A 24,211-nucleotide genomic window follows, 5' to 3' on the forward strand; every position below is an offset into this window, starting at 1 on the left:
AATTCAAGTCACTTGACAAGAAATCAAGCATCTTGAAATATGCTCTGCGCTCAGGCGCCACGTGAGCCCGATCAAGGGCCTTTTCGAGAAAACCAAGGGGAACCGGAATGCGTCTTACCAAGATCCTTTCAGGCTGCGCCGCAGCCATCGCCATGACCCTCGCCCTCGGCTCTGCTTCCGCCATGGCCGAGACCTATGCGCTGGTGACCATCAACCAGCAGGCCCTGTTCTTCAACCAGATCAATGACGGCGCAACGGCTGCCGCAAAGGCTGCCGGCGTGGACCTCGTCATCTTCAACGCCAACAATGTACCAAGCGCGCAGAACGACGCCATCGAGAACTACATCACCCAGAAGGTCGACGGCATCATTCTCGTCGCCATCGATGTCAACGGTGTGAAGCCGGCCATCACCGCGGCCAAAGCCGCCGGCATTCCGGTCATCGCCATTGACGCGCAGATCCCAAATGGCGACAACGTCGCCTTCGTCGGCGTTGACAACACGAAGGCAGGCGAGGATATCGGCAAGTTCTACGCCGAATACGTGAAGACTAAGCTGAGCGGCACCGCCAAGATCGGCGTCGTTGGCGCGCTCAATTCGTTTATCCAGAACCAGCGCCTCGACGGCTTCAAGAAGGCTGTCACCGACAGCGGCCAGAAGGTCACCTTCCTCGACACGGTCGACGGCCAGAACGTCCAGGACGTCGCCCTGTCCGCCTCCGAAAACCTGATGACCGCCAATCCTGACATGACGACGCTTTACGCGACCGGCGAGCCGGCTCTGCTCGGCGCGGTTTCCGCCGTCTCCAGCCAGGTCCGTACGGGCGACGTCAAGGTGTTCGGCTGGGACCTGACCAAGTCGGCGGTGCAGGGTCTCGAAGAGGGCTGGGTGGTCGCTGTCGTCCAGCAGGATCCGGCCGGTGAAGGCAAGGCTGCCATCGAAGCTTTCGTCAAGCTCAAGAAGGGCGAGAAGATCGACCCGATCATCAACGTTCCGATCACCATCGTGACCAAGGAAAATGTCGGCCAGTTCAAGGACATGTTCAAGTAGTATCCTCCCCGGACCGCTGGGCTGCGCATTGACCCGAGGGTTGCCTGCGCGGCCCGGCGACCGATTGAACATGTCGCGCCCAGAGAATTGGAACCATGATGAGCGATGGCGAGACCTACCGCGTCAGGATGACCGGTATTTCCAAACGGTACGGCCCTATCCAGACGCTGGACGATGTCTCGCTGAACCTGAAGCCTGGCGAAGTGCTCGGTCTGGTCGGCGACAATGGCGCCGGCAAATCCACCTTGAGCAAGGTGCTGTCCGGTGCGGTCATTCCTGATGCCGGCACCATCGAGATCGATGGCAAGGCGGCGTCTTTCTCGTCGCCGGCCGATGCCCGCGCCGCGCGGGTGGAGATGGTCTACCAGGACCTTTCGCTCTGCGACACGGTGGATGTGGCGGGCAATCTCTTCCTCGGCCGCGAGCCGCGTCGCCGCGTTCTCGGCGTCCCCTTTCTCGACAACAAGCGCATGCATGGCGAGACGCGCCAGATGCTCGACCGGCTCGGCATCGTCATCACCGACACCAGGCTCAAGGTCGAAAACCTCTCCGGTGGCCAGCGCCAGTCGATCGCCATCGGCCGCGCCGCTTCCTTCGATCCGTCGGTGCTGATCATGGACGAGCCGACGGCCGCCCTTGCGGTGGCGGAAGTGGAGGCGGTTCTGGAACTCATCCGCGCCGTCAGCGCCCGGGGCGTCAGCGTCATCCTCATCACCCATCGGCTGCAGGATCTGTTCCTGGTCTGCGATCGTATCCAGGTCATGTACGAAGGCCGCAATGTCGCCGAGCGCAAGATCGGCGAGACCAGCATCGAGGAGGTCGTCAACCTGATCGTCGGCCGCAAATTCACCGCGCGCTCGGCCCGCGCAAGCCGCGATGAGGGGGTCCAACCATGAACGTTACCTCCGCCGGTGTTGGCGCCTCGCCCAAACGCGCTCACAACAGCACGTGGAAGGATGTGGCGTTAGCCAATGGCAGCGTCGTCTCGATTGCGCTGTTCTTCATCGTCGTCTGCGCGGTCTTCTCGCTGATCACCGGTTCCTTCCTGACGACGCCCAATCTGCTCAACATCGCGCGCCAGTCGGCGCCGCTGCTGATCGTTGCGGCCGCGATGACCTTCGTCATCACCACCGGCGGCATCGACCTCTCGGTCGGCTCCGTGCTGGCGCTGACGGCAACGCTGTCGGCGGTTTTCCTGCAGGCCGACCTGCCATGGCCGCTGGTCGTCATCGCCATGCTGGCGCTTGGTGCTGCGATCGGCGCCTTGCACGGCTTCTTCATCGCCTACGAGCGGATACCGCCCTTCATCGTCACCCTTGCCGGGCTCTCCGTCATCCGCGGCGTGGCGTTGCTGATCACCGGCGGCTATTCGATCCCGGTCGAACCGACCAGCTTCTTCGTCAACATCGGCAGGGCCTGGTTTCTCGGCGTGCCGGTACCGGCGCTGCTCGCCCTTGTCGTGCTGATCATTGCCTATCTCGCCTTCAACCAGACGCCGTTCGGCCGCTATGTCACCGGCATCGGCGCCAATACAGAGGCCGTGCGCCGAGCCGGTGTCGATACGCGCTTCATGACGCTCTTCGTCTACATCCTGTCGGGCATGGCGGCGGCGGTGGCCGGCATCATCCTCGCCGCCCGGCTCGGTTCCGGCTCGTCGAATGCCGGCCAGGGTTTCGAGCTCGATGTCATCGCCGCCGTGGTGCTTGGCGGCACCAGTCTGTTCGGCGGGCGCGGTACGATCATCGGCACTGTGCTCGGCGCGTTGACCGTCGCGGTCATCGGCAACGGCTTGATCCTGGCGCACATGTCCCCATTCCTGACGCCGATCGTTACCGGCACAATCATCCTCGTTGCCATCTGGCTGAATTTCCGCCTGTTCAAGGGCGCAACGCGGAGCCGCTGACATGGATCATCTGTTCGACGACAAGCCAAGGGAACGGGCGCCGATCGGTGTTCGCTCCGGCACGGTGATGACCGTCACCGGCCCGGTTGCGATCGCCGATATGGGCGTGACGCTGATGCACGAGCATATCCTGCTCGATGGCGCGACATCGTGGAAATGCCCTTGCCATCCCGACGAGAAGAAGATCGCCGAGCAGCCGGTCAGCATGGAGATCATCGGCGAGTTGCGGATGAACCCCTACATGAACCGCGACAACGTCTCGCTCGACGACAGCGACCTGGCGCTGTCGGAACTGGCGAAGTACCGGGCGCTCGGCGGCCATACCGTGGTCGATGCAACCAATATCGGCATTGGCCGCGATCCGGCGAAGCTGGCGCGCATTGCCCGCGCGTCGGGACTGCGCATCGTCATGGGCACTGGCTTCTATCTGCAACACACCCACCCCGACTGGCTGAAAGCGATGGACGTCGACGATGTCACCGAATTCCTCGTCAATGATGTCGGCGGCGGGTCGGCGCAGCCCGAAATCATTGCCGGCATCATCGGCGAGGTTGGCGTCAGCAAGGATTTTACCGACGAGGAGCGCAAGTCGCTGCGGGCCTCCGCCCGTGCGGCCAAGATGACCGGCGTGCCGCTGACGATCCATCTGCCCGGCTGGGAGCGGCTGGCGCATGATGTGCTTGACGTGGTCGAGACAGAAGGCGCCGATCTCCGGCATACGGTGCTTTGCCACATGAACCCCAGCCACAACGATCTTGCCTACCAGCAAAGCCTCGCCGCGCGTGGCGCCTTCCTGGAATACGACATGATCGGCATGGATTTCTATTATGCCGACCAGGACGCGCAATCGCCGTCCGACGAGCAGAATGCGCAGGCGATCCGCTCGCTGATCGACATGGGACTGCTCGACAGGATTCTGCTGTCGCAGGACGTCTTTCTCAAGATCATGCTGACCCGCTTCGGCGGTTTCGGCTACGGCTTCATCCTCAAGCATTTCGTGCCGAGACTGAAGCGCCATGGTGTCGGGCAGTCGGCAATCGACACGATGCTCATCGACAATCCAAAGACTGTGTTCGCCGAGGGCCTCAGCCGCGGCTCCAAAACAAGATAGGGAGACTACATGTCCAGGAGGAAGGTTCTTCTCGCAGGCGAGTCCTGGGTCTCGACCGCGACCCACATCAAAGGCTTCGATCAGTTTCCCACCGTGACCTATCACACCGGTGCCGATGAGTTGCTGGCCGCGCTGAAGGACAGCCTATTCGACGTCACCTTCATGCCGGCGCATGAGGCACAGCGGAATTTCCCGCAGACCATGGAAGCGCTTTCGGCCTATGACGCGGTCGTGCTCTCCGATCTTGGAGCCAACACGCTGCTGCTTCACCCCGATACCTGGATCCACTCCAAACCGACGCCGAACCGGCTGCGCCTGTTGCGCGACTATGTCGGCAATGGCGGCGGCCTGTTGATGTTCGGCGGGTATTACAGCTTCCAAGGCATCAATGGTGGCGCGCGCTATCACAAGACGCCGGTTGAGGACGTTTTGCCGGTCATCTGCCTGCCGGTGGACGACCGTGTCGAGGTTCCAGAAGGCTATGCGCCGGTCGTCGTCGGCCCGCAGACCCATCCGATCCTCAAGGGCCTCGGCAAGGATTGGCCAATCCTGCTTGGCTTCAACGAGGTCACGGTCAAGGACGGCGCGGAAGTTCTCGCCACCGTCTCTTCCGACTACCGTTCGCTGCCGCTGCTGGTGACCGGCAAATATGGCCAGGGCCGCACCGTCGCCTGGACGTCGGATGTCGGCCCGCACTGGCTGCCGCCGGGCTTCATCGCCTGGAATGGCTACAAGACGTTGTTCGAACAGATGCTAGGCTGGGCAACGGCCAGGGATTAGCCATGCGCGTCCATGTCGTCGGTAATGTTTGCGTCGATACAACCTTTCAGTTGGACCGGTTTCCGGCGGCAGGCGAGACGCTGAACGCATCGGAACATGCTGACGGACTTGGCGGCAAGGGTGCGAACCAGGCGGTGGCCGCGGCGCGCACCGGAGCCGATGTTCGCTTCCGTGCCGCGATCGGCAACGATCCCGCCGGAGCCTGGATCGCAGAGCAGTTGAGCCGCGATCTCGATGCCAGCCATCTGGCGGTACTGCCACTGCCCAGCGATCGGTCAACGATCATGGTCGATGCGCGGGGCGAGAACCTGATCGTCACCGGAGCCAGTTGCGCCGCCGCGTACAATCCTATGGCCGACAGCGGTTTTACCCGAGCGATCGAACGCGGCGATATCGTGGTATTTCAGGGCAATCTGGCTCCGGATATGACGGCCACTTGCCTGAAGGTGGCGCGCGGCGCGGGAGCGATGACGATCTTCAATCCGAGCCCGCTTGCGGCCGACCACACACCGGGCTTGAGCGACGTCAGCGTCGTCATCGCCAACGCGGGCGAAGCGGCGCAACTGACCGGGGCTGGCGACCCTGCCATGGCGGCCCGCGACTTGATCCGTCAGGGCGCCGGCGCTGCCATCGTGACGCTTGGCGCACTCGGCTGCCTTGTCGCCGATGGCGAAGGACGGATCGACCGGATCGCGGCGCCCAGCGTGGCCGTGCTAGACACCAGCGGCGCGGGCGACGTCTTTTGCGGTTGCCTCGCTGGTTGCCTTGCGGCCGGCATGGAGCTCCCCGCGGCAGCGCGGATTGCGGTCCGCGCCGCAGCCATCTCGGTCGGGCGCGCCGGCACGCTCGGTTCCTGCCCCGACAGACGGGAAATGAAAGTGCTTATGGAAACGACGGAAGCGAAAACCGCATGACAAATTCCCCTAACTCCAAACCCATTGGCCAGGTCGCGGATGATGTGCTGCAGTCGATCTTCGGCAGGAGCAAGGTGGTGATCGGCGTTGTTCACCTTGCACCCTTGCCGGGTGCGCCGCGCTACGATGGCGAGGCGGTCGAGGCCATATATCAACGCGGCCTCGACGATGCGAAAGCCTATTTGCATGGCGGTTGCGACGGCGTGATCGTCGAAAACCACGGCGACGTGCCTTTTGCTAAGCCGGATGACATTGGGCCGGAGACTTCAGCCTATATGTCCGTCGTCTCCGACCGCATCCGCCGCGAATTCGGCCGGCCGATCGGCATCAATGTGCTTGCCAATGCCTGCATTCCCGCGCTGTCGATCGCCAGTGCCTCCGGTGCAGCCTTCGTGCGCGTCAACCAATGGGCCAACGCCTATGTCGCCAATGAGGGCCTTATCGAAGGCGAAGCGGCGCGCGCCATGCGTTTCCGCGCTAGGCTTCGGGCCAACTGCATCCGCATCTTCGCCGACGCGCATGTCAAGCATGGCGCCCACGCGATCGTCGGCGACCGGCCGATCGAGGAGCAGGTCAAGGACCTCGTGTTCTTCGATGCCGACGCGGTGATCGCCACCGGCCAGCGCACTGGCCACGCCGCCGACCTCAGCTACATCAGGATGATCAAGGACGCCGCCGGACTGCCGACGCTTGTCGGCAGCGGGGTGACACCCGACAACGCCAACGATATCTTGGACATCGTCGACGGAGTCATTGTCGCCAGCTCGCTGAAACATGACGGAGTGTGGTGGAATCAGGTCGATCCGCAACGGGTGAAGGCCTTCATCCGCGGCCTCAGGCGGTGACTTCAGTGCCGGAGATCAACGGCGAGCGGCTGCTGGGCCGGCTCGATGCCTTCGCCCGGATCGGCGCGACGCCAGCCGGTGGCGTAAACCGACAGGCGTTCAGCATTGAGGATCGCGGCGCCCGGCGCCTGTTGGCGGAATTGGCGCTCGAGCGCGGCTTCGCGGTTTTCCAGGACGCCATGGCAAACCTTTTCATCCGCCGGAGGGCACGGATGCCACCCTGCCGCCGCTGCTTATCGGCAGCCACCTCGACAGCCAGCCGACCGGCGGGCGCTTCGATGGAGCGCTCGGCACGCTTTCCGCCTTCGAGGCGCTCGAAGCGCTGGAGGACGCGAGGGCTGAGACTCGGATGCCGATCGAGGTCGTCGCCTGGGCCAATGAAGAGGGCAGCCGGTTTACGCCGGGTGTCATGGGCTCCATGGCCTTCACCGGAGCCGACATTTCCGCATGGCGGTCCATAGTCGGTAGCGACGGTGCGTCCCTCGCAGAGGAGCTCGGGGCAACGATCTTCGCCTTGCCAGAGGCAACCCTTCGCCTCCTCGGCATGCCGATATCCGGCTACATCGAGCTGCATATCGAACAGGGACCATCGCTGGAAAAGGAGCGGCTGCCGATCGGTATCGTCACAGCCGTGCAGGGCACGCGCTGGCTGGAGGTCTGCATTGAGGGCGCCGCCGGTCACGCCGGTACAACCGGCCTCGCCTACCGTAGGGATCCGATGGTCGCGGCCGTTGCCGCGATTCACAGGCTCCAGACGACGATCATGCCGTTCGACAGCAGTGCAAGGCTGACGGTGGGCCGGGTGACCGCCCAGCCGGGATCGATCAACGCCATACCGCAGTCTGTGGTCTTCGCCGTCGATATCAGGCATCCGCGGGTAGAGCGGCTCGATGCCATCGAAGCAGAACTGCGCCAGGTGTGCGCGGCGGAGGCAGAAGCTCAGCATTGCACGGTAACGATCAGTCGGTCGTTCGACATGCCGGGGGCGGCATTCTCTGCCGATATGGTCAAAACCGTCGAGGAGGCCGCCAATACCCTAAAGCTGCCGCACAAACAGATGATCTCGGGTGCATTCCATGACGCGCTGTTCCTCGCCCGGGTGGCGCCTGCCGTGATGATCTTTGTGCCGTGCCGTGACGGGCTGAGCCACAACGAGGCGGAATATGTGGAGCCTGCCTACGCGGTTGCCGGCGCGCGGGTTCTGCTTCAAGCGGCCACCGTCGCCGCCTCTTAGGCAGCGACGGTGGCACAGGCGTGCCGGCGTGAAGAGGCAACCTGTGGGACTTCCTGGTGCACGTCCGTGATTTCGTGACGTCGGGGGGCTGCAACGGGAGGTCAAGGCGGCCGGGCTGCGGCGGATTGATCGCGGACGTATGATCGGCCCACATTCAACACCTGACCCAGCAGAAAAGCCCACCAGATCCCTGGGCCGTCATTGACGCCGTGGGTGATAGGCGGTGACGATCTCGTCGACTTACCAGATGGGCGATCTGCTAGGCTACCGCCTCGGCCACCGGCAGGAAATCCCCACGCCCGCCATAGAGCTTGCCCGTGTCGATCGCGAGCAACTGGCGCCGTCCAGCCGTCCAGGGCTGCTGGACGTTGTCGCACTCGAGGCGTCCACAAGGATGCGTGTGTCCCAACTGTCGCTGCGGTTAATCCTAAAGCCAATGTCGCGCACCATGGAAAGAGACAATCCCGATTGGACACCCCAGAAACTGGTGATGTCGCCGGCAAGGAAGCCGCTTCGTAGTATTGCGCGACGGCGACGCCAGGCATCGTGGCAACGAACCTTATTGCCCAAGGCATCGGCGCTTTAAAAAATGTCGATGGATGAATGCCAGCCGTTCTGATCCTTCTCGGCCATCGCCAGGTGGACGTTGCTACCGCACATTAGCAGAACCGGATTTTTCTCGCCAAAGGCGAAAAATCGAAACGTCGTTCCTTATCTCTATAGATTTTGTCGAATATCGTCTGCCCCGGTTTGGAATGACCGATGCGCATGCAGGGTCTGGGAGATTGACGAGTTGGTAAGGCTATCGGTTCTCGGAATATCCGGCGGCGTAAGCACGCCATCGCGCACAACCGCGGTGGTGAACGCGCTGGTCAAGGACGTGGCGTTGCGCGTCCCGGCAGACACCGGCCTGATCGAAATCACCGAGGCGGCGCCTTCGCTTTTCGTCGGGCTGTCGCGTGGCGCCCTCGGCGCGTCCGGCGAAGCAATCATCCAGCGCGTCGAGAAGGCCGATCTGCTCGTGGTCGGAACGCCTGTCTATCGGGCTTCCTACACCGGCGCCCTCAAGCACCTGTTCGACCTCGTCGACTATCGCGCGCTCGCCGGCAAGACCGTGCTTCTCGCGGCGACAGGCGGAAGTCCATACCATGGCCTGGTTCTCGAACATCAGTTGCGGCCATTATTCGGCTTTTTCGGCGCCGTCACCGTACCGACCGGCGTCTATGGGGCGCCCGACGATTTCATCGGCGCCGAAATCGTCGGCGAGGCGATACGCGAACGCATTTCACGGGCCGCATCCGAAGCGGTTTCACTGCTCAATTCCAACCATGCAAATGCCGCCGCCGCAGCGCGCGTCGGCTGAGCCAACCAAACAGGGAACAACGACATGACGTCTCATTCCGACGGCCTGAAATTCGCCTACTGGGTTCCGAACGTCTCCGGCGGCCTGGTCATCTCCAACATCGAGCAGCGGACCGGTTGGGACATCGACTACAACCGCAAGCTCGCCCAGATCGCAGAGGCCAACGGCTTCGACTACGCACTGAGCCAGATCCGCTTCACCGCCGGCTACGGCGCCGACAACCAGCACGAATCCGTGTCGTTCAGCCACGCGCTGCTGGCCGCCACCACAACGCTGAAAGTGATTGCCGCCGTCTTGCCCGGTCCATGGAACCCGGCGCTGGCGGCCAAGCAGATCGCCACCATCAACCACCTGACCAATGGCCGCGTGGCCGTCAATGTCGTCAGCGGCTGGTTCCGTGGCGAGTTCGCCGCCATCGGCGAGCTGTGGCTCGACCATGACGAGCGCTACCGCCGCTCGGAGGAGTTCATCCGCGCGTTGCGCGGCATCTGGACCGAGGACAATTTTACGCTGAAGGGCGACTTCTATCGCTTCACCAACTACTCGATGAAGCCGAAGCCGATCGATCCGCAGCCCGAGATCTTCCAGGGCGGCTCGTCGCGCGCCGCGCGTGACATGGCTTCGCGGGTGTCCGACTGGTATTTCACCAACGGCAACACGCCCGAAGAGATCAGGAAGCAGGTCGACGATATCAAGGCCAAGGCGAAGGCGAATGGCCACAAGGTGAAGATCGGCGTTAACGCCTTTGCCATTGCTCGCGAAACCGAGGCGGAAGCACGCGCCGTGCTGGACGAGATCGTCGCCAAGGCCAATCCCGAAGCGGTGCAGGGCTTTGCCGACCAGGTCAAGAATGCCGGCAAGGCCTCGCCGGAAGGCGAGGGCAACTGGGCGAAGTCGTCCCTCGAGGATCTCGTGCAGTACAATGACGGCTTCCGCAGCAATCTCATCGGCACGCCGGAACAGATCGCCGAACGCATCCTCAAGCTGAAGGATGCCGGCGCCGATCTGATCCTGCTCGGCTTCCTGCATTTCCAGGAAGAGGTCGAGTTCTTCGGTAAGCGCATCATCCCGCTGGTGCGCGAACTGGAAGCGGCGCGTGACAGGGAGCTTGTCGCCGCCGAATAGGCCAGGGCGCGGCCTGCGGGCCGCGCACTCCTTCAAAATCAGGAACGTGTCATGATTGGTGCTTCGCTGGGAGCCGCCGCATACGAGCGTGCGCCCGAAATCCCCGGCATTCTTGCTGGCGCTGGTCCACTCACGGACACGCGCCCGGCGCGCCTGTCGGCAAAGGTCGATGCGATCCTGACTCTGAGCGGGATTGGCATTTCGTTCGGCGGTGTCACGGCGCTGAGCGATGTCGATCTCGAGGTCAAGAGCGGCGAAATCCGCGCCGTGATCGGCCCCAACGGCGCAGGCAAATCCTCGCTGATCAACATCATCAGCGGCCTCTATCACGCCGACCACGGCAAGATCGCGATCGCCGGCCAGTCATTCTCCCGTGTGCCCGCGAACCGTCTGGCACGTCTGGGCGTCGCGCGCACCTTCCAGAACCTGGCGCTCTTTCCCGGGCTTTCCGTGCACGACAACATCGCGTCGGGCGGCGTCCACACCAGGCGCGCCAGTTTCGTCGAACATATTGCCGGCCTGCCACGCGCCAGGCGCGAAGATGCTGCGATTGCCGAAAAGGTCGACCAGACAATCGCCTTCCTGCATCTGGAAACGGTCGCCGATCGGCTGGTCGCGACGCTGCCCTACGGCTTGCAGAAGCGGGTCGAACTGGCGCGAGCGCTGGTTGCCGAGCCGAAGATCCTGCTGCTCGACGAACCGATGGCGGGCATGACGGCGACCGAGAAAGCCGAGATGGCCGGGTTCGTGCGCGCCGCGCGCGACCGGCATGGCGTCACCATCATTCTAATCGAGCACGACATCGGGGTCGTCATGGGCCTATCCGACCGCGTCGCCGTGCTCGATTACGGCCGCAAGATCGCCGACGGCACGCCGGCCGAAGTGCGCGCCGATCCGGACGTGATCCGGGCCTATCTCGGCACCGCCGGGGGCGAGGATGGCGAGGGCATCTGATGAGCTACTATGATTTTCTCTTCGTTGTCGAAGTGCTGGTCGGCGGCCTGTTGTCGGGAGTCATGTATTCGCTCGTCGCCATCGGCTTCGTGCTGATCTACAAGACGTCGGGTGTGCTGAACTTCGCGCAAGGGTCGATGGTGCTGTTTGCGGCACTCACCTTTGTCAGCCTGGTCGAACGCGGCATCCCGTTTGCGCTTGCGCTGCTCATCACCTTCGCAGTCATGGTCGCGCTGGGTTTCACCATCGAGCGAACCGTGCTCAGGCCGCTGGTCAACCGATCGCCGATGACGCTGTTCATGGCCACGCTTGGCCTGTCTTACATCATCGAGGGTGCAGCCCAGCTGATCTGGGGAACGCAGGTGCACGGGCTCGATCTCGGCATCGACGACACGCCTTTCGAGGTCGGTGGCATCCTCATCTCGTCGTTCGATCTGCTCGCGGCCGGCATTGCCGCGGCGATGGTGGCCGGCTTGAGCGCATTCTTCTACTGGACGCGGATCGGGCTGGCTTTTCGCGCCGTCGCCGACGATCAGTTCGCGGCACTTGCCGTCGGGCTGCGGCTGCCGCGGATCTGGGGAACGGTGTGGACGGCTGCAGGCTTCGTGGCGCTGGTCGCGGGACTGCTGTGGGGCGCACGCCTCGGCGTCCAGTTCTCGCTTTCGCTGATCGTGTTGAAGGCGCTGCCGGTGCTGGTGCTTGGCGGCTTCGATTCCATCCTTGGCGCCATCGTCGGCGGCCTCGTCATTGGCGCCAGCGAAAAGCTCGCTGAGGTCTATCTCGGACCCTTCGTCGGCGGCGGCATCGAAGGCTGGTTCGCCTATGCGCTGGCGCTGGTTGTCCTACTGGTGCGCCCCTCCGGCCTGTTTGGCCAGAAAACCGTCGAAAGGGTCTGACCGATGGCCGTGCAAGCGCTCGACGCCGCCAGGCTTCCAATCGACTGGCAGAAGTTCGCCCGGAAATTCGCTTTGCCGGCCGTGCTGATCGTCGTCGCCTACGGCCTGATCCCGGCCTATGCCTCGAGCTATCTGGTTGAGGCGATCCTGCTGCCGTTCCTGGCGCTCAGCCTGGCGGCAGTCGGCCTCAACCTCTTGACCGGCTATTGCGGCCAGCTTTCGCTTGGCTCCTCCGCTTTCATGGCGGTAGGCGCCTTCGCCGCATACAATTTCAACCTGCGGGTGGAAGGACTGCCGCTGGCGGCGACCATGATCCTGGCGGGAATTTCGGCCGCCGGCATCGGCGTCATCTTCGGATTGCCGAGCCTGCGCCTGCGCGGCTTCTATCTCGCTGTCTCGACGCTGGCCGCCCAGTTTTTCGTGCAGTGGGCGCTGACCAAGTTCGGCTGGTTCTCCAACGACAATCCGTCCGGGGTGATTTCTGCACCGCACCTTGCCGTAGCCGGGTTTTCGCTCGACGGCGCCACCGGCCGCTATTTGCTTTCCGTCACCACCGTCATCGTGCTGACGGCGCTGGTCTGGCGGCTGGTCAACAGCGCCACCGGCCGCAACTTCATCGCGGTGCGCGACAACGAAACCGCCGCGCGAGTGATAGGCGTCCCGGTGCTTACGACCAAGCTGCTGGCGTTCGCCATTTCATCCTTCATCATCGGCGTCGCCGGCGTGCTGTGGGCCTTCACCTATCTGCGCACGGTCGAGCCGGCCGGCTTCAATCTAGACCGCTCGTTTCAGATCCTGTTCATTATCATCATCGGCGGGCTGGCTTCGATACGCGGTGCGTTTCTGGGCGCCGCATTCATCGTCGTCTTCCCGCTCGTTCTGTCTCGGCTCGGCGCCTTCGTGTTCGGCCGCCTGTTCGATTCTGGTGTGCTCGACATGAGCCAGCGCATCGTGCTTGGCGCGCTCATCATCATTTTCCTCATCGCGGAACCGAACGGGCTGTCGGCCCTCTTCGACCGCCTGAAACGACGGATCGGCTCAAGGTCCAGCTGAGCGCCGCTCGACATTCTCTCACGGACCCAAAACCTCAGGAGACGCAACTCATGACCTTCTTCAGTCACCTCAAGAAAGCGGCGATCGCCACCGCTTTCGTGCTCGGCGCGACAGCCGTCCATGCCGACGAACAATATTTCCCGCTGCAGAGCTACCGCGTCGGCCCCTATGCCGCGGGCGGCACCGGCTTCTTCGGCGGCTTCATCGACTATCTCAACCTGATCAACATCCGCGACGGCGGCGTCAATGGCGTCAAGCTGACCTGGAGCGAGGGCGAAACCCAGTATGAGGTCGAGAAGGGCGTCGAGGTCTACGAACGGTTGAAGAGCAATCCCGGCATCGCCGCCTGGAACCCGCTCTCGGTCGGCATCGCCTACGCCATGATCGACCGCATCACCGACGACAAGGTGCCGCTTATCACCATCAATCACGGCCGCACCGACACCACCGACGGCCGGGTATTCCCTTACGTCTTCCCGCTGCTGCTCAACCCCTACAGCGAAACATCGGGCATCGTGAACTACATCGCCTCCAAGGAAGGCGGCCTCGACAAGCTCAAGGGCAAGAAGATCGTCGTGCTCTATCACGGCTCGCCCTACGGCAAGGAGACGATCCCGATCTATGAGCTGCTATCGCAGAAATACGGTTTCGAACTGTCGCAGATCGAGGTTCCGCACCCCGGCAACGAGCAGCAGGCACAGTGGCTGACGATCCGTCGCGATCGTCCCGACTATGTCGTGCTGCGCGGCTGGGGCGTGATGAACCCGGTTGCGCTGAAGACCGCGCAGAAGACCGGCTTCCCGGCCGATCACATCGTCGGCAACGTCTGGTCCAACTCTGAAGAGGACGTCGTCCCCGCCGGCGACGCCGCCAAGGGCTACACCGCCATCACCACCCAGGCGTCTGGCGCCGACTACCCGGTCGTCAAGGAGATCGTCAAGACGGTCTACGACGCCGGCAAGGGCAATCTCGAGGACAAGAGCCGCATCGGCTCGGTCTACCACAATCTCGGCATCGTCAACGGCATCCTCAATGTCGAAGCCATCCGCATCGCGCAGGCCAAATTCGGCAATCGCACGCTGACCGGCGATGAGGTCCGTTGGGGCTTCGAACACCTCAAGCTCGACCCGGCGCGCGTCGAGGCGCTCGGTGCCAAGGACCTGTTCCACTCGATCAACGTCTCTTGGGACAATCACGAAGGTGACGGCTACGTGACCTTCCAGCAGTGGGACGGCAAGAAGTGGAACGTCGTGTCCGACTGGATCGCGCCGGACTGGAATCTGCTGCGCCCGATCATCGAGAAGTCGTCCGAGGCCTATGCCAAGGAAAAGGGCCTCAAGATCCGCACGGCCGAAGACGCCGATGCGGTGGTCAGCAACTGAGTTTGAAGAGCTCACGGCCGGCCCGCGGGCCGGCCGTGCCATCCATCTTCGCAGCGGAGTTATCGATGTCCAGCCCGGAAAATCCGATCCTGTCGGTCAGCCGCGTCGAGGCCGTCTACAATGGCGCCATCGCCGCTTTGCATGGCGTTGACCTCTCGGTCGGCAAGGGCGAGATCGTTGCGCTGCTCGGCTCAAATGGCGCCGGCAAGACGACGTTGTTGCGAGCCGCATCCAATCTTCTGCCGGCAGAGCGCGGCGCCGTTACCGCCGGCCGGATCATTTTCGATGGCGAGGATGTTTCAAGGGCAAGCCCCTCGCACCTTGTCCGCAAGGGCCTGGTCCAGGTTCTCGAGGGCCGGCACTGTTTCCGCTCGCTGACGGTCGAGGAGAACCTTCTGACCGGTGCGCTCGGGCGCTCGTCCTCGCGCCTTGGCGTGAAGGCCGACCTTGAGCGTGTCTACGCGCTGTTTCCGAGGCTTCTCGAGAAACGGCGCACGCGGTCCGGCCTCACCTCCGGCGGCGAGCAGCAGATGACGGCGATCGGTCGCGGGCTGATGTCGCGGCCGAAACTCTTCGTGCTCGACGAGCCCTCGATGGGGCTCGCGCCGCTGATCGTCGACGAGATTTTCAGCGCTTTGAAGCGGCTCAATCGGGACGAGGGTCTTTCGATCCTTGTCGCCGAGCAGAATTCGGCGGTGGCGCTGAAATATGCCGACCGCGCCACCGTGCTCGAAAACGGTAAAAGCGTGCTGGAAGGGTCGGCTGCCGACCTGCGCCAGCGCGACGACATCAAGATCTACTATCTCGGCGGCGCGCCGCTTCCATCGCAACACTTTCCCCAGGAGACTGCAGCATGACCATCCAATCCAAGCAGCCGTCCGACGCGCGCGTCGCCGTGCCTCCGGTCGAGCGCCCGTCGGCCAAGGCGCATATCATCAAGACCGATGCCGAGGCGATCGCCATCGCCGAAAAACTTGCCACTGAATTCACCAGGGAAGCGTCGAAGCGGGATCGCGAGCGCATCTGGCCGAAGGAAGAGCTGGATGCGTTTTCGCAGAGCGGCCTGTGGTCGATCAATGTGCCGAAGGCCCATGGCGGGCCGGAGGTTTCCTATGTGACGCTCTCGAAGGTGATCACCATCATCTCGGCGGCTGATCCCTCGCTTGGCCAGATTCCGCAGAACCATCTCGGCGTGGTCGCCGCCATCCGCACGGTTTCGGACGAGGCGCAGAAAAAGCTGCTCTTCGCCGAGGCACTGTCCGGCACGCGCTTTGGCAACGCGTTTTCCGAGTTCGGCTCCAGGCGTGCCGCCGACTTCGAGACCAAGTTTGTCGATGCCGGTGACCATGTCGTGGTCAACGGCCAGAAATTCTATTCAAGCGGCGCCCTGCTCGCCCATCTGGTGCCGATTGTGGCGCTCGATGACGAGGGGCGCGCCTGGTATGCCATCGCCGATCGCGGCGCGCCCGGACTGACCGTCATCGATGACTGGTCGAGCTTCGGCCAGAAGACGACGCTCTCCGGCACGGTCCTGCTCGACAATGTGAAGGTGGCGAAGACGCATCTCGTCCCCGGCTACAAGGGGTACGACAAACCGACAGCCGACGGACCCATCTTCCAGATCATCCAGGCGGCGGTCGATCTCGGCATCGCCAAGGCGGCGATCGACGAGACGGTCAGCTTCGTGCGCACCAGATCGCGCGCGTGGATCGACAGCGGCGTCGATCATGCCTGGCAGGATCCCTATACGATCCAGGCGATCGGCGACCTCCGCCTGCGCGCCAATGCGGCCGAGGCTATTCTGGAAAAGGCCGGCCTTGCGGTCGACCGCGCCGTGGCCGATCCTAACGAGAAGACGGTCGCGGAAGCGCAGATCGCGGTCGCCGAATCCAAGATCCTCACCACCGAGATTGCCATCAACGCCACCAACAAACTGTTCGAACTCGCCGGCACGCGATCCACGCTGGCCGAGCACAATCTCGACCGCCACTGGCGCAATGCGCGCACCCACACCCTGCACGATCCCGTCCGCTGGAAATACGCGATCCTCGGCAACTATTACCTGAACGAGGTCAACCCGCCCCTCCACGCCTGGAGCTGAGCGGGAACGCCGTAAAGTCACAAAGGACTATTCATGAGCACTGCCACCCCCGACAGGATCAAGGTCCTGTGGTTCTTGCCCACCCATGGCGACAGCCGCTATCTCGGAACCTCCGAGGGCGGCAGGGCGGTCGACCTGCCCTATCTCACCCAGGTCGCCAAGGCGGCCGACGCCATCGGCTATTATGGCGCGCTGCTGCCGACCGGGCGCAGTTGCGAAGACAGCTGGGTGGTGGCGTCGGCGTTGGCGCCGCTAACGCAACGACTTCGCTTTCTCGTTGCGGTCCGTCCAGGGCTGCAGTCGCCGACGCTCGCCGCGCGCATGACCTCGACGCTCGACCGCATTTCGGGCGGGCGCTTGCTGATCAACGTGGTCACGGGCGGCGATCCGGTCGAGAACAAGGGCGATGGCATATTCCTCAGCCATGACGAGCGTTATGAGGTGACGCGGGAATTTCTCGACATCTACAAGGCCGTGCTCAGCGGCGAAACCGTAGCCTTCGAAGGCAAGCATTTCCACATCGAAGATGGCAGGTTGCTGTTCCCGCCGGTGCAGACGCCGCACCCGCCGCTCTATTTCGGCGGCTCGTCGGACGCGGCCAATGCGGTCGCCGCCGAGCAGATCGACAAATACCTCACCTGGGGCGAGCCGCCGGCGGACGTCGCCGCCAAGGTCGAGCATGTGCGCGGCCTTGCCGAAAAGGCCGGCCGCGAAGTGAGCTTTGGCATCCGATTGCATGTCATCGTTCGCGAGACCAATGACGAGGCCTGGGCCGATGCCGATCGGCTGATCAGCCGCCTCGACGACAAGACGATCGCCGAGGCACAGAAGGTTTTCGCCCGCATGGATTCGGTTGGCCAGTCGCGCATGAGCCGGTTGCATGGCGGCAGCCGCGACAAGCTCGAAATCAGCCCGAACCTTTGGGCCGGCGTTGGCCTCGTGCGCGGCGGCGCCGGCACCGCCTTGGTCGGTGACGCGGCGACCGTGGCAGAACGGATCGACGAATACCGAAGGATTGGCATCGATACCTTCATCCTGTCCGGCTATCCGCATCTGGAGGAAGCCTATCGCTTCGGCGAACTGGTGCTGCCGCTGCTACCGCTCGATCACGAAATCTCGACCCGGCCGACGACGGTGAACATGGGACCGTTCGGCGAAACGGTGGCCGGAGATCATCGACCATCGGCGCTGCGCGCGAGCCAGTCTTGAGCGCTTCCCGCAGGGCTGGGAAACTGACGGTCGCCATCATTGGCGGCGGCTTTTCCGGCGCCGCAACCGCGTTTCACCTGGCGCGGCTGCTGCCCGCCGATGCAGCCAATATCGTGGTCGTCGAACCGCGCGAGGCGCTCGGCTATGGTCTGGCCTATTCGACGGCCGATCCCTCGCACCGCATCAACGTGCGGGCGTCCAGGATGACGCTGATCTCAGGTGAGGAGGGCCATTTTTCCGACTGGCTGGAGCAGACCGGCGCTATTCTGGACGATACGCAGGCCATCGCCGCCAGCGGCGCGATTTACCCGCAGCGTCGGGTCTTCGGCCGCTATGTCGAATCCCATCTGCAGCCCTTCCTGCAAAGCAAGGCGATCCGCCATGTCAGGGCCGAAGTTGCTTGGGTCGAGCGCAGTGGCGAGGGCTACCGGCTTGTCCTGTCCGATGGCGCAACGCTTTCCGCCGATGCTGTGGTGATCGCGGCGACGCATCCATTGCCGGCCCTCCCGGCGCCGCTGCGCAGCGTGGCCTCAGTCGCCGGATTGGTGGCCAATCCCTACGATCTCGAACGGCTGCAGGCGATCGCGCGCGACGACCATGTTCTCATCGTCGGCACCGGTCTGACCTCGGCCGACGTCATTGCAACGCTCGACCGCAAGGGCCATCGCGGCCGCATCACGGCACTGTCGCGCCATGGCTATCGCTCGCATGTGCAGGCCGCCATGCAGGGCGACCCGATAGGCGACTTCACCAGCTTGCCTTTACGCAGCGCCACGGTGCTGCTCGGGCACATCCGGGCCACGATCGCGGCAGCGACGCGACAGGGCGAAGACTGGTATCCGGTCCTCGACGCTGTCCGGCGTCAGGGGCAGTTGATCTGGCAGGCCTTGCCGCTCGCAGAGCAGCGCCGCGTGCTGCGCCATCTTCGCGCGCTCTGGGACGTGCATCGCTTCCGCATCGCGCCACAGGTAGCGGCCGTGCTGGATCGCCGCCTTGTCGAGGGGACGCTTGTTTATCGCGCCGCATCGATTGTCGAGGCCGATGAGGCCGACGGGCGTCTCCGCGTCACGCAGCGGTCAAGGCGCCGACACGACCTCATCGTCGAGACGTTCGACAGCGTGATCGTGACCACCGGGCCGGCGCATGCCGACATTCTTCGCACCAACACGGCGATCGCCACCCTTGGACATCTGGGCCTGGTCCGTCTCGACCCAACCGGCCTTGGTCTCGACATCGACAGCCACGGCCGCGCGGTCGGTGCGTCAGGTCACCCGGCCGACAATATTTTCATCAGCGGACCGCTGGCGCGCGGCAGCGTCGGCGAGCTGATGGGCATCCCTGAAGTCACCGCCCATGCCGAGAGCATCGCCACCGGAATTCACCAATGGTTGGGATACAAGACGGCGTTGCGTCGCAGGGCGTCGTGAAACTGCAAACACGATGAGGCTATCCAGATGACACTAACCGAACGCATTCTGCCGGATGAAACCCGGATCTCCCTAAAATTTGCGATGCGACACCTGGCCGGAGCCGTGTCCGTGGTCACCGCAGGCATCGGCGACGAGCGGACGGGCGCAACAATTACCACAGCCCATTCCTTGTCGGTCGAACCGGAGGTGATGGTCGTCAGCATCAACCTGAGCTCGTCGACATGGGCAGCCATCAGCCGGCATCGGCACTTCTGCGTGAATGTGCTGCGCGCCGACCAGATCGCGATTGCCGACCGTTTTGCTGGTCGAGGCGGCCTCAAGGGGCAGGCTCGCTACGAGGGTGCACGCTGGTCCACCCTTGCAAGCGGCGCATTGGCGCTCGAAGGTGCGCTTGCCGCGGTCGATTGCACCGTCGAGGATACCATAGTTCGCCACAGCCATGCGCTAATCCTCGGCAGCGTCCGGCATGTGGTGAGCGGAGAGCCCGGTCCGGCACTGATCTATCATCACGGCGCCTATGGATCGTCGTGAGCGGGTTGGTACGTGTCGTTTTCTGACAGCCATGAAATTCTTGGTCTCATTCAAGGCGGCGAAAGGAACGAAATACGAATTCTCCATAGCCCTTCGCCGAGACGCGCCGCACACACCCAAAATGCGAAAACGCGACCGAGATGGCGCGGGAGCACTATGTGCGATTGTTTGGATGTGAGCCAATACGGGCTTTGCGCGTTGTTGTTGAACTTGCGGAAGCCCTTTTCCAGCAAGAGGCTTGAGAGGAACAATTCTTCCGTGGCGCGTAGCGGCCAGGCACTGCCGTTGGGCAGCCGATTGCGATTGCTACGGCAACGAAGAAGTCATGCCCGCGCGCATGCGGTGCTTGCCGTTGAAGGCCACGACCGATCTGCCACTGGCGCCCGGCGCCGTCGGTCGCTGCGGTCCAGAGTTGCCGACCAGTAAGGACAAGGCAAAATCTGGTGTTCTCGCGAAAAATGGCGACAAGGCGCGGGTCGCAGGACATCACGCCGAAGCCGAAGAAACGCTAGATTCGCGCCGGCAGCCCTAACTAGCGCTGGCGAGACTGGCATGTCCCGCAGCGGCTTCTTGCGCTTCGGCGGCACATAGGCATCGCTCCGATCTTCTGCTCGAGTGGCTTAAACTAGGATTTGCAGTCGCCGTGTTTCTACGTTGTGGTTTCGGCGACATCTGTCGTTCGCAACATCAGTAAGTAAACCAGCTAAACGAAATCAATGAGAAAGATCAGGAAATTGCCCGGTCATTCAATCAGGAATCGTTCGCGTTGTCCTTTGCAGAAGGCCAGCGGATACGCCTATGGCTAGCGAAGGTCGTGCGCCTGTAGGGCGCTGTGGGGCGGCATTGTAGGCATCCAAGCATGAGCGGAACCTAATTTGCAGCCGCAAATTAATGTCCAATGAATGAACTCCCAAACCGGAAAAAACTCGTGCCTGACCCTCAACCTCGGCGGGGCTCCAACAAAGGTGTGTTGCTAGCGGCTGCAGCGCTGCTGTTTGCCTTTCTCGCTCTTATTCTGTTTGGGTTTTTTCAGTAAGTGCGCGCGGCGCCGGCGTCCCAGAGAGGGCAGAGCACCTGCCGACGTGATCTTCGATCCGCTCGCGTCCCAGCGGCGGGCCGATCATACAAGCCGGCTCGGTTCGTCGCTCCTGACGGGTTGATCGGTCCCACAGAGCAGGTTGATCATCGGCAATTTCTTGGCAGCGCCGGTATTCAACTCACGCCCAACGCGATTGAAAACTGAAGCTGGCCGTCCATCGTGACTGACGCAGCACGAGCCGAACAGGCGAGGCAAGCGCAAGCCTTGAGGCCCAACCTCGGACAGACGAATCACGCTCGTGCAGTCTGGAGACGCAACGAGTTATTCATTCGGGCGCCTTCGCATCACCAGCGGAACGAAAGAGTTAATTGACGATTTACTAGGGAAGGATTGCAGGACGGAAAACATTGAGGATTGCTGCCATGACAATGTTGTTCGAACCACTCGACTCTGAAGGTTACAAGCGCAGTGTGGTCTACCATGCCGCACGCTTGTCCATGCTCCACAACCGAATGCTGAAGCGTTTCGACAAGGTCGATAAAGCGGCTGAAAAGGTTGAAGCCGAGGTGGAGCTGTTTGATGAAGCTGTTCGCACTCTCTACGAATGAGCGGCATGTTGACCGCCGACGTTCCTCCTAGCGCGTATACGGGCGCGGGTTTCACCGTTGCCCACCAGGCGATGTCGCGCCGCGGATTTGGGCTTGATAAGCACGATCTAATGTATACGATTCACCCAGCCGGCCTGGCTCCCCCGCCATCGGGCCGGTCAGGCCCGACGGTTCAACGCACCACCCCAAACGACTGTCGGGCCGCCAGGACGCTCACTGCGCAGCCGGGTTCATGCTTTGCCTTTTTTTCTCGAAAAGCGCGAGCTTGGTCATATAACCAATTCTGATTTTTGCATGGCATTGGGTGCAGTTGAAGTTGGATATCACCTTCAACCACGATCCCTTTTTTATGATGACATGAGAACAGTTTGGACATTCCAGTTCCAGGTACTCGTCCCCCATATCGTTTGAAATCGGCACTACGACACTCCCCAACAGTTGCCCGTGAAACTTGCGCTTCGAGATCGGCCGGCACCTCCGTGCTCAAACCCGAACGTGGGTCCTTGGCAGATGTTCCGCAATCCGACCTCTGGCGACCGGGATCGGACCTAAGTCCAAATCGCCGCCAACAGGCCGAGAAGTGGAACCCCGGCGGATGCTTTTTGAACGCTGAATTTCCGTCCTCGACGGTCGTAGTCCGCCGTCCTCCTGGCCAAAGCTCCAATGTTGCCTTGTGTGAAACTGACCTCGCCCGGCCTATCAGGTCGCCAGGGCGCAACTCCGGTAATAATTCGGTCGGAGCGAATGTCAGCGCGAAGCTGTGCGCAGGGACGCCAACTCGCTGACAGCAGCAAGGATGACAGCATCGGTTGCCGGCTTCGGCAGGAATCTGCAGTCGCGGAAAGCCGCGGGAACGTCGGCGGGGCCAAATCCCGACAAGAAAGCAAAGGGGATGCCTCGCGCCTGCAATATCCTCGCCACCGGCAGACCCGTTTCACCGTTCAGCTGGATGTCTAGCAACGCCACGTCAATCTTGTCCGATTCGACAAGACGCAGAGCGGCAGATACCGACGGCACAGGTCCGACCACCTGATAACCGGCGCGACGCAGCCGCGCGGCAGTGTCCTGCGCGACTAGCCATTGATCCTCAACAATCAGAACACTCACGCTTTCGCTCACGGCCCCTCTCTGCGATTGACCGGAAATGAGATGTCGATCCGAGACCTTCGGACAGTTGTTTCGACATGTCCGCAAACCTATAGGTAACCTCTCCATGCAGCAAGGTGAGGCTGATGCTGGAGCGCAGGCGCTTCCACCGACCACTTGCTGAATTACCGGAGCCGAAGATTAGCGCGTCAATGGAGCTGCGGTCCGCCTCCGCTCCATCGAGAGTTGGATAGGCGCTTACCCCTCTCCACGATCCGCAAAATCTAAAAGCCTCCGTACCACGCCATTGGCTCTTCAAGCATGAGTAGCACCTCTCTCTCTCTCTCTCTCTCTCTCTCTCTCTCCATCTTGGGCGACCTGAGATTGCGGTCGGTCAATGAGCGTCAGAAGTGCGATGCACCGAGTTTGTACCTGCAGTTTTTCGAAGGAAAGGCTTGAGAATTCATGATTTCGGAGCAGGTTTGGCTGGCGCATGAGCGCCGCAGATCTATACTGGGGAGATCAAGCGATGGGGTCGGCCATGAGCAAAGAGTTCAGTGTAGCTGATGCCTATGGCGCCGGCCGCGCCATCTTCATGGGACTTGAACTGCTGGTTTCGCCCGGTGCGCTCGTCCCCAGACCTGAGACCGAGTTGCTCGGCAAGACCGCGCTTGGTGTGTTGCATCAGATGAACCTGCCGGCTCCGCGCATAGTTGATATGTGCTGCGGCACTGGGAATCTGGCGTGCGCGATCGCCTACCATGTGCCCAGCGCCCTTGTCTGGGCAAGCGATCTCACCGATGAATGCGTCGAAACGGCACGCCGCAACACCTCACATCACGGCATGGCTGAGCGTCTTTCGGTGCTTCAGGGCGACTTGTTCGACTCTCTCATCGGCCTTGGGTTAGACGGAACTATCGACGTAATCGTCTGCAATCCGCCTTACATTTCTGAAAAGCGGCTCGAGGGCGACCGCGCCCATCTGATCGAGCTTGAGCCGCGCGAGGCGTTCGCAGCCGGCCCTTACGGCCTGAGCATTCATATGCGCGTACTGAAAGACGCACCGCGATACCTGCGGCGTGGCGGCATCCTGCTCTTCGAGGTCGGGCTTGGCCAAGACCGACAGGTAGCGGGTCTGCTGGAACGCAGCAAGGCATTCGAGAACATCCGTTCGGTCTCGAACGAAGCAGGCGAGGGCCGGGTGGTTCTGGGGCAAGTCAAGACGCAGGCATGAATCCTGCGACAGTCAGACCAAATACGGGGCTGCTCTGGGCGTTACGCTCACCCATCAGTTCATTTTGCGGATGATGTATTGCTCGATCCCCTGGATGGAATCGAGGTTTTCAGGCAGAAGTTCGCTGTCCTCGACGGTAATGCCAAAGGTCTCCTCGATGAACCCGATAATCTCAAGCACACCCGTCGAGTCGACAATGCCTTGATCGAGCAAGGATGCGTCATCCAGCAATGCCTTGACGTCGCTGACGTAGAAATTTGAAACCAAGAAACTACGAATCTGCTCGCTGTAGATTCCGGTGCGTTCCTTGATGGTCAACATGAATTCGTCCTCCCTAACGACACCATTAACGCGACTTGGTTCT

General features: G+C 62.4%; 24 protein-coding genes and 1 pseudogene. 22 read left to right on the plus strand and 3 right to left on the minus strand.

Annotated features, from left to right (window positions below; genetic code table 11):
• Nucleotides 1-107 precede the first annotated feature (107 nt).
• The 21 genes and pseudogenes from NKJ78_RS05320 to NKJ78_RS05420 all read left to right on the plus strand — a co-directional run bounded on the left by NKJ78_RS05320 (nucleotide 108) and on the right by NKJ78_RS05420 (nucleotide 21,527).
• Nucleotides 108-1,049 (plus strand): ABC transporter substrate-binding protein, encoded by a 942-nt coding sequence (locus tag NKJ78_RS05320; RefSeq protein WP_023739627.1) that lies wholly within the window; start codon nucleotides 108-110, stop codon nucleotides 1,047-1,049.
• A gap of 95 nt (nucleotides 1,050-1,144) precedes the next feature.
• Complete coding sequence (locus tag NKJ78_RS05325; protein WP_502896817.1) at nucleotides 1,145-1,945, plus strand: ATP-binding cassette domain-containing protein; 801 nt, start codon at nucleotides 1,145-1,147, stop codon at nucleotides 1,943-1,945.
• Nucleotides 1,942-2,952, plus strand: a complete 1,011-nt coding sequence (locus NKJ78_RS05330) for an ABC transporter permease (protein ID WP_352459478.1) — start codon at nucleotides 1,942-1,944, stop codon at nucleotides 2,950-2,952. Before NKJ78_RS05325 ends, NKJ78_RS05330 begins: the two co-directional genes overlap by 4 nt.
• Before the next feature lies 1 nt (nucleotide 2,953).
• A complete protein-coding gene (locus NKJ78_RS05335; protein ID WP_352459479.1) occupies nucleotides 2,954-4,063 on the plus strand; it encodes a phosphotriesterase family protein in 1,110 nt (369 codons plus the stop codon).
• Between the two features lie 9 nt (nucleotides 4,064-4,072).
• Nucleotides 4,073-4,843, plus strand: coding sequence for a glutamine amidotransferase (locus NKJ78_RS05340; protein WP_352459480.1), 771 nt, complete (start codon nucleotides 4,073-4,075; stop codon nucleotides 4,841-4,843).
• A 2-nt stretch (nucleotides 4,844-4,845) separates the two neighbouring features.
• A complete protein-coding gene (locus NKJ78_RS05345) occupies nucleotides 4,846-5,757 on the plus strand; it encodes a ribokinase (RefSeq protein ID WP_352459481.1) in 912 nt (303 codons plus the stop codon).
• The gene (locus tag NKJ78_RS05350; protein WP_352459482.1) at nucleotides 5,754-6,602 is read left to right on the plus strand and encodes a BtpA/SgcQ family protein; all 849 of its coding nucleotides are present in this window, start codon (nucleotides 5,754-5,756) and stop codon (nucleotides 6,600-6,602) included. The genes NKJ78_RS05345 and NKJ78_RS05350 overlap by 4 nt, the downstream gene beginning before the upstream one ends.
• Nucleotides 6,599-7,836 (plus strand): annotated as a pseudogene (locus tag NKJ78_RS05355) (Zn-dependent hydrolase). Before NKJ78_RS05350 ends, NKJ78_RS05355 begins: the two are co-directional and overlap by 4 nt.
• Nucleotides 7,837-8,059: 223 nt before the next feature.
• The gene (locus tag NKJ78_RS05360; RefSeq protein WP_352459483.1) at nucleotides 8,060-8,422 is read left to right on the plus strand and encodes a hypothetical protein; all 363 of its coding nucleotides are present in this window, start codon (nucleotides 8,060-8,062) and stop codon (nucleotides 8,420-8,422) included.
• 207 nt (nucleotides 8,423-8,629) lie between these two features.
• Nucleotides 8,630-9,199: an FMN reductase gene (msuE, locus tag NKJ78_RS05365; RefSeq protein WP_352459484.1), complete on the plus strand. Its 570-nt coding sequence runs from the start codon at nucleotides 8,630-8,632 to the stop codon at nucleotides 9,197-9,199.
• Between the two features lie 24 nt (nucleotides 9,200-9,223).
• Complete coding sequence (sfnG, locus tag NKJ78_RS05370) at nucleotides 9,224-10,324, plus strand: dimethylsulfone monooxygenase SfnG (RefSeq protein ID WP_023701791.1); 1,101 nt, start codon at nucleotides 9,224-9,226, stop codon at nucleotides 10,322-10,324.
• 51 nt (nucleotides 10,325-10,375) lie between these two features.
• The gene (locus NKJ78_RS05375) at nucleotides 10,376-11,278 is read left to right on the plus strand and encodes an ABC transporter ATP-binding protein (protein WP_352459485.1); all 903 of its coding nucleotides are present in this window, start codon (nucleotides 10,376-10,378) and stop codon (nucleotides 11,276-11,278) included.
• Nucleotides 11,278-12,174: a branched-chain amino acid ABC transporter permease gene (locus tag NKJ78_RS05380; protein WP_023727744.1), complete on the plus strand. Its 897-nt coding sequence runs from the start codon at nucleotides 11,278-11,280 to the stop codon at nucleotides 12,172-12,174. Before NKJ78_RS05375 ends, NKJ78_RS05380 begins: the two co-directional genes overlap by 1 nt.
• A 3-nt stretch (nucleotides 12,175-12,177) precedes the next feature.
• Complete coding sequence (locus NKJ78_RS05385) at nucleotides 12,178-13,227, plus strand: branched-chain amino acid ABC transporter permease (protein ID WP_352459486.1); 1,050 nt, start codon at nucleotides 12,178-12,180, stop codon at nucleotides 13,225-13,227.
• Between the two features lie 50 nt (nucleotides 13,228-13,277).
• Nucleotides 13,278-14,609, plus strand: coding sequence for an ABC transporter substrate-binding protein (locus NKJ78_RS05390; RefSeq protein ID WP_023739616.1), 1,332 nt, complete (start codon nucleotides 13,278-13,280; stop codon nucleotides 14,607-14,609).
• A gap of 65 nt (nucleotides 14,610-14,674) precedes the next feature.
• Nucleotides 14,675-15,466 carry an ABC transporter ATP-binding protein gene (locus NKJ78_RS05395; protein ID WP_023739615.1) on the plus strand — a complete coding sequence of 264 codons (792 nt, stop codon included), beginning with the start codon at nucleotides 14,675-14,677 and terminating at the stop codon, nucleotides 15,464-15,466.
• Nucleotides 15,463-16,710 carry an SfnB family sulfur acquisition oxidoreductase gene (locus NKJ78_RS05400; RefSeq protein ID WP_023739614.1) on the plus strand — a complete coding sequence of 416 codons (1,248 nt, stop codon included), beginning with the start codon at nucleotides 15,463-15,465 and terminating at the stop codon, nucleotides 16,708-16,710. Before NKJ78_RS05395 ends, NKJ78_RS05400 begins: the two co-directional genes overlap by 4 nt.
• Before the next feature lie 33 nt (nucleotides 16,711-16,743).
• Complete coding sequence (ssuD, locus tag NKJ78_RS05405) at nucleotides 16,744-17,919, plus strand: FMNH2-dependent alkanesulfonate monooxygenase (RefSeq protein WP_023686773.1); 1,176 nt, start codon at nucleotides 16,744-16,746, stop codon at nucleotides 17,917-17,919.
• Nucleotides 17,916-19,346: an FAD/NAD(P)-binding protein gene (locus NKJ78_RS05410; RefSeq protein ID WP_023739613.1), complete on the plus strand. Its 1,431-nt coding sequence runs from the start codon at nucleotides 17,916-17,918 to the stop codon at nucleotides 19,344-19,346. Before ssuD ends, NKJ78_RS05410 begins: the two co-directional genes overlap by 4 nt.
• Before the next feature lie 27 nt (nucleotides 19,347-19,373).
• Entirely contained in the window at nucleotides 19,374-19,880 is a 507-nt protein-coding gene (locus NKJ78_RS05415) for a flavin reductase family protein (protein WP_050593150.1), read from the plus strand.
• Between the two features lie 1,461 nt (nucleotides 19,881-21,341).
• Nucleotides 21,342-21,527 carry a hypothetical protein gene (locus NKJ78_RS05420; protein ID WP_023681021.1) on the plus strand — a complete coding sequence of 62 codons (186 nt, stop codon included), beginning with the start codon at nucleotides 21,342-21,344 and terminating at the stop codon, nucleotides 21,525-21,527.
• A 172-nt stretch (nucleotides 21,528-21,699) separates the two neighbouring features.
• Here NKJ78_RS05420 and NKJ78_RS05425 read toward each other — a convergent pair whose 3' ends face one another.
• Together NKJ78_RS05425 and NKJ78_RS05430 are read right to left on the minus strand one after the other, a co-directional pair.
• A complete protein-coding gene (locus NKJ78_RS05425; protein ID WP_155921622.1) occupies nucleotides 21,700-21,903 on the minus strand; it encodes a hypothetical protein in 204 nt (67 codons plus the stop codon).
• A 371-nt stretch (nucleotides 21,904-22,274) separates the two neighbouring features.
• Nucleotides 22,275-22,646 carry a response regulator gene (locus NKJ78_RS05430; protein WP_023670881.1) on the minus strand — a complete coding sequence of 124 codons (372 nt, stop codon included), beginning with the start codon at nucleotides 22,644-22,646 and terminating at the stop codon, nucleotides 22,275-22,277.
• Nucleotides 22,647-23,154: 508 nt separating this feature from the next.
• On the opposite strand from NKJ78_RS05430, the gene NKJ78_RS05435 reads away from it, so the two are divergent.
• Nucleotides 23,155-23,847, plus strand: coding sequence for a N5-glutamine methyltransferase family protein (locus NKJ78_RS05435; protein ID WP_023681023.1), 693 nt, complete (start codon nucleotides 23,155-23,157; stop codon nucleotides 23,845-23,847).
• 54 nt (nucleotides 23,848-23,901) lie between these two features.
• On the opposite strand, the gene NKJ78_RS05440 is transcribed toward NKJ78_RS05435, so the two are convergent.
• Nucleotides 23,902-24,168, minus strand: a complete 267-nt coding sequence (locus tag NKJ78_RS05440) for an acyl carrier protein (protein ID WP_023670883.1) — start codon at nucleotides 24,166-24,168, stop codon at nucleotides 23,902-23,904.
• Between the last annotated feature and the right edge of the window lie 43 nt (nucleotides 24,169-24,211).

The sequence above is a fragment of the Mesorhizobium sp. M0037 genome, from assembly GCF_040323635.1.
Classification (GTDB): Bacteria; Pseudomonadota; Alphaproteobacteria; order Rhizobiales; family Rhizobiaceae; genus Mesorhizobium.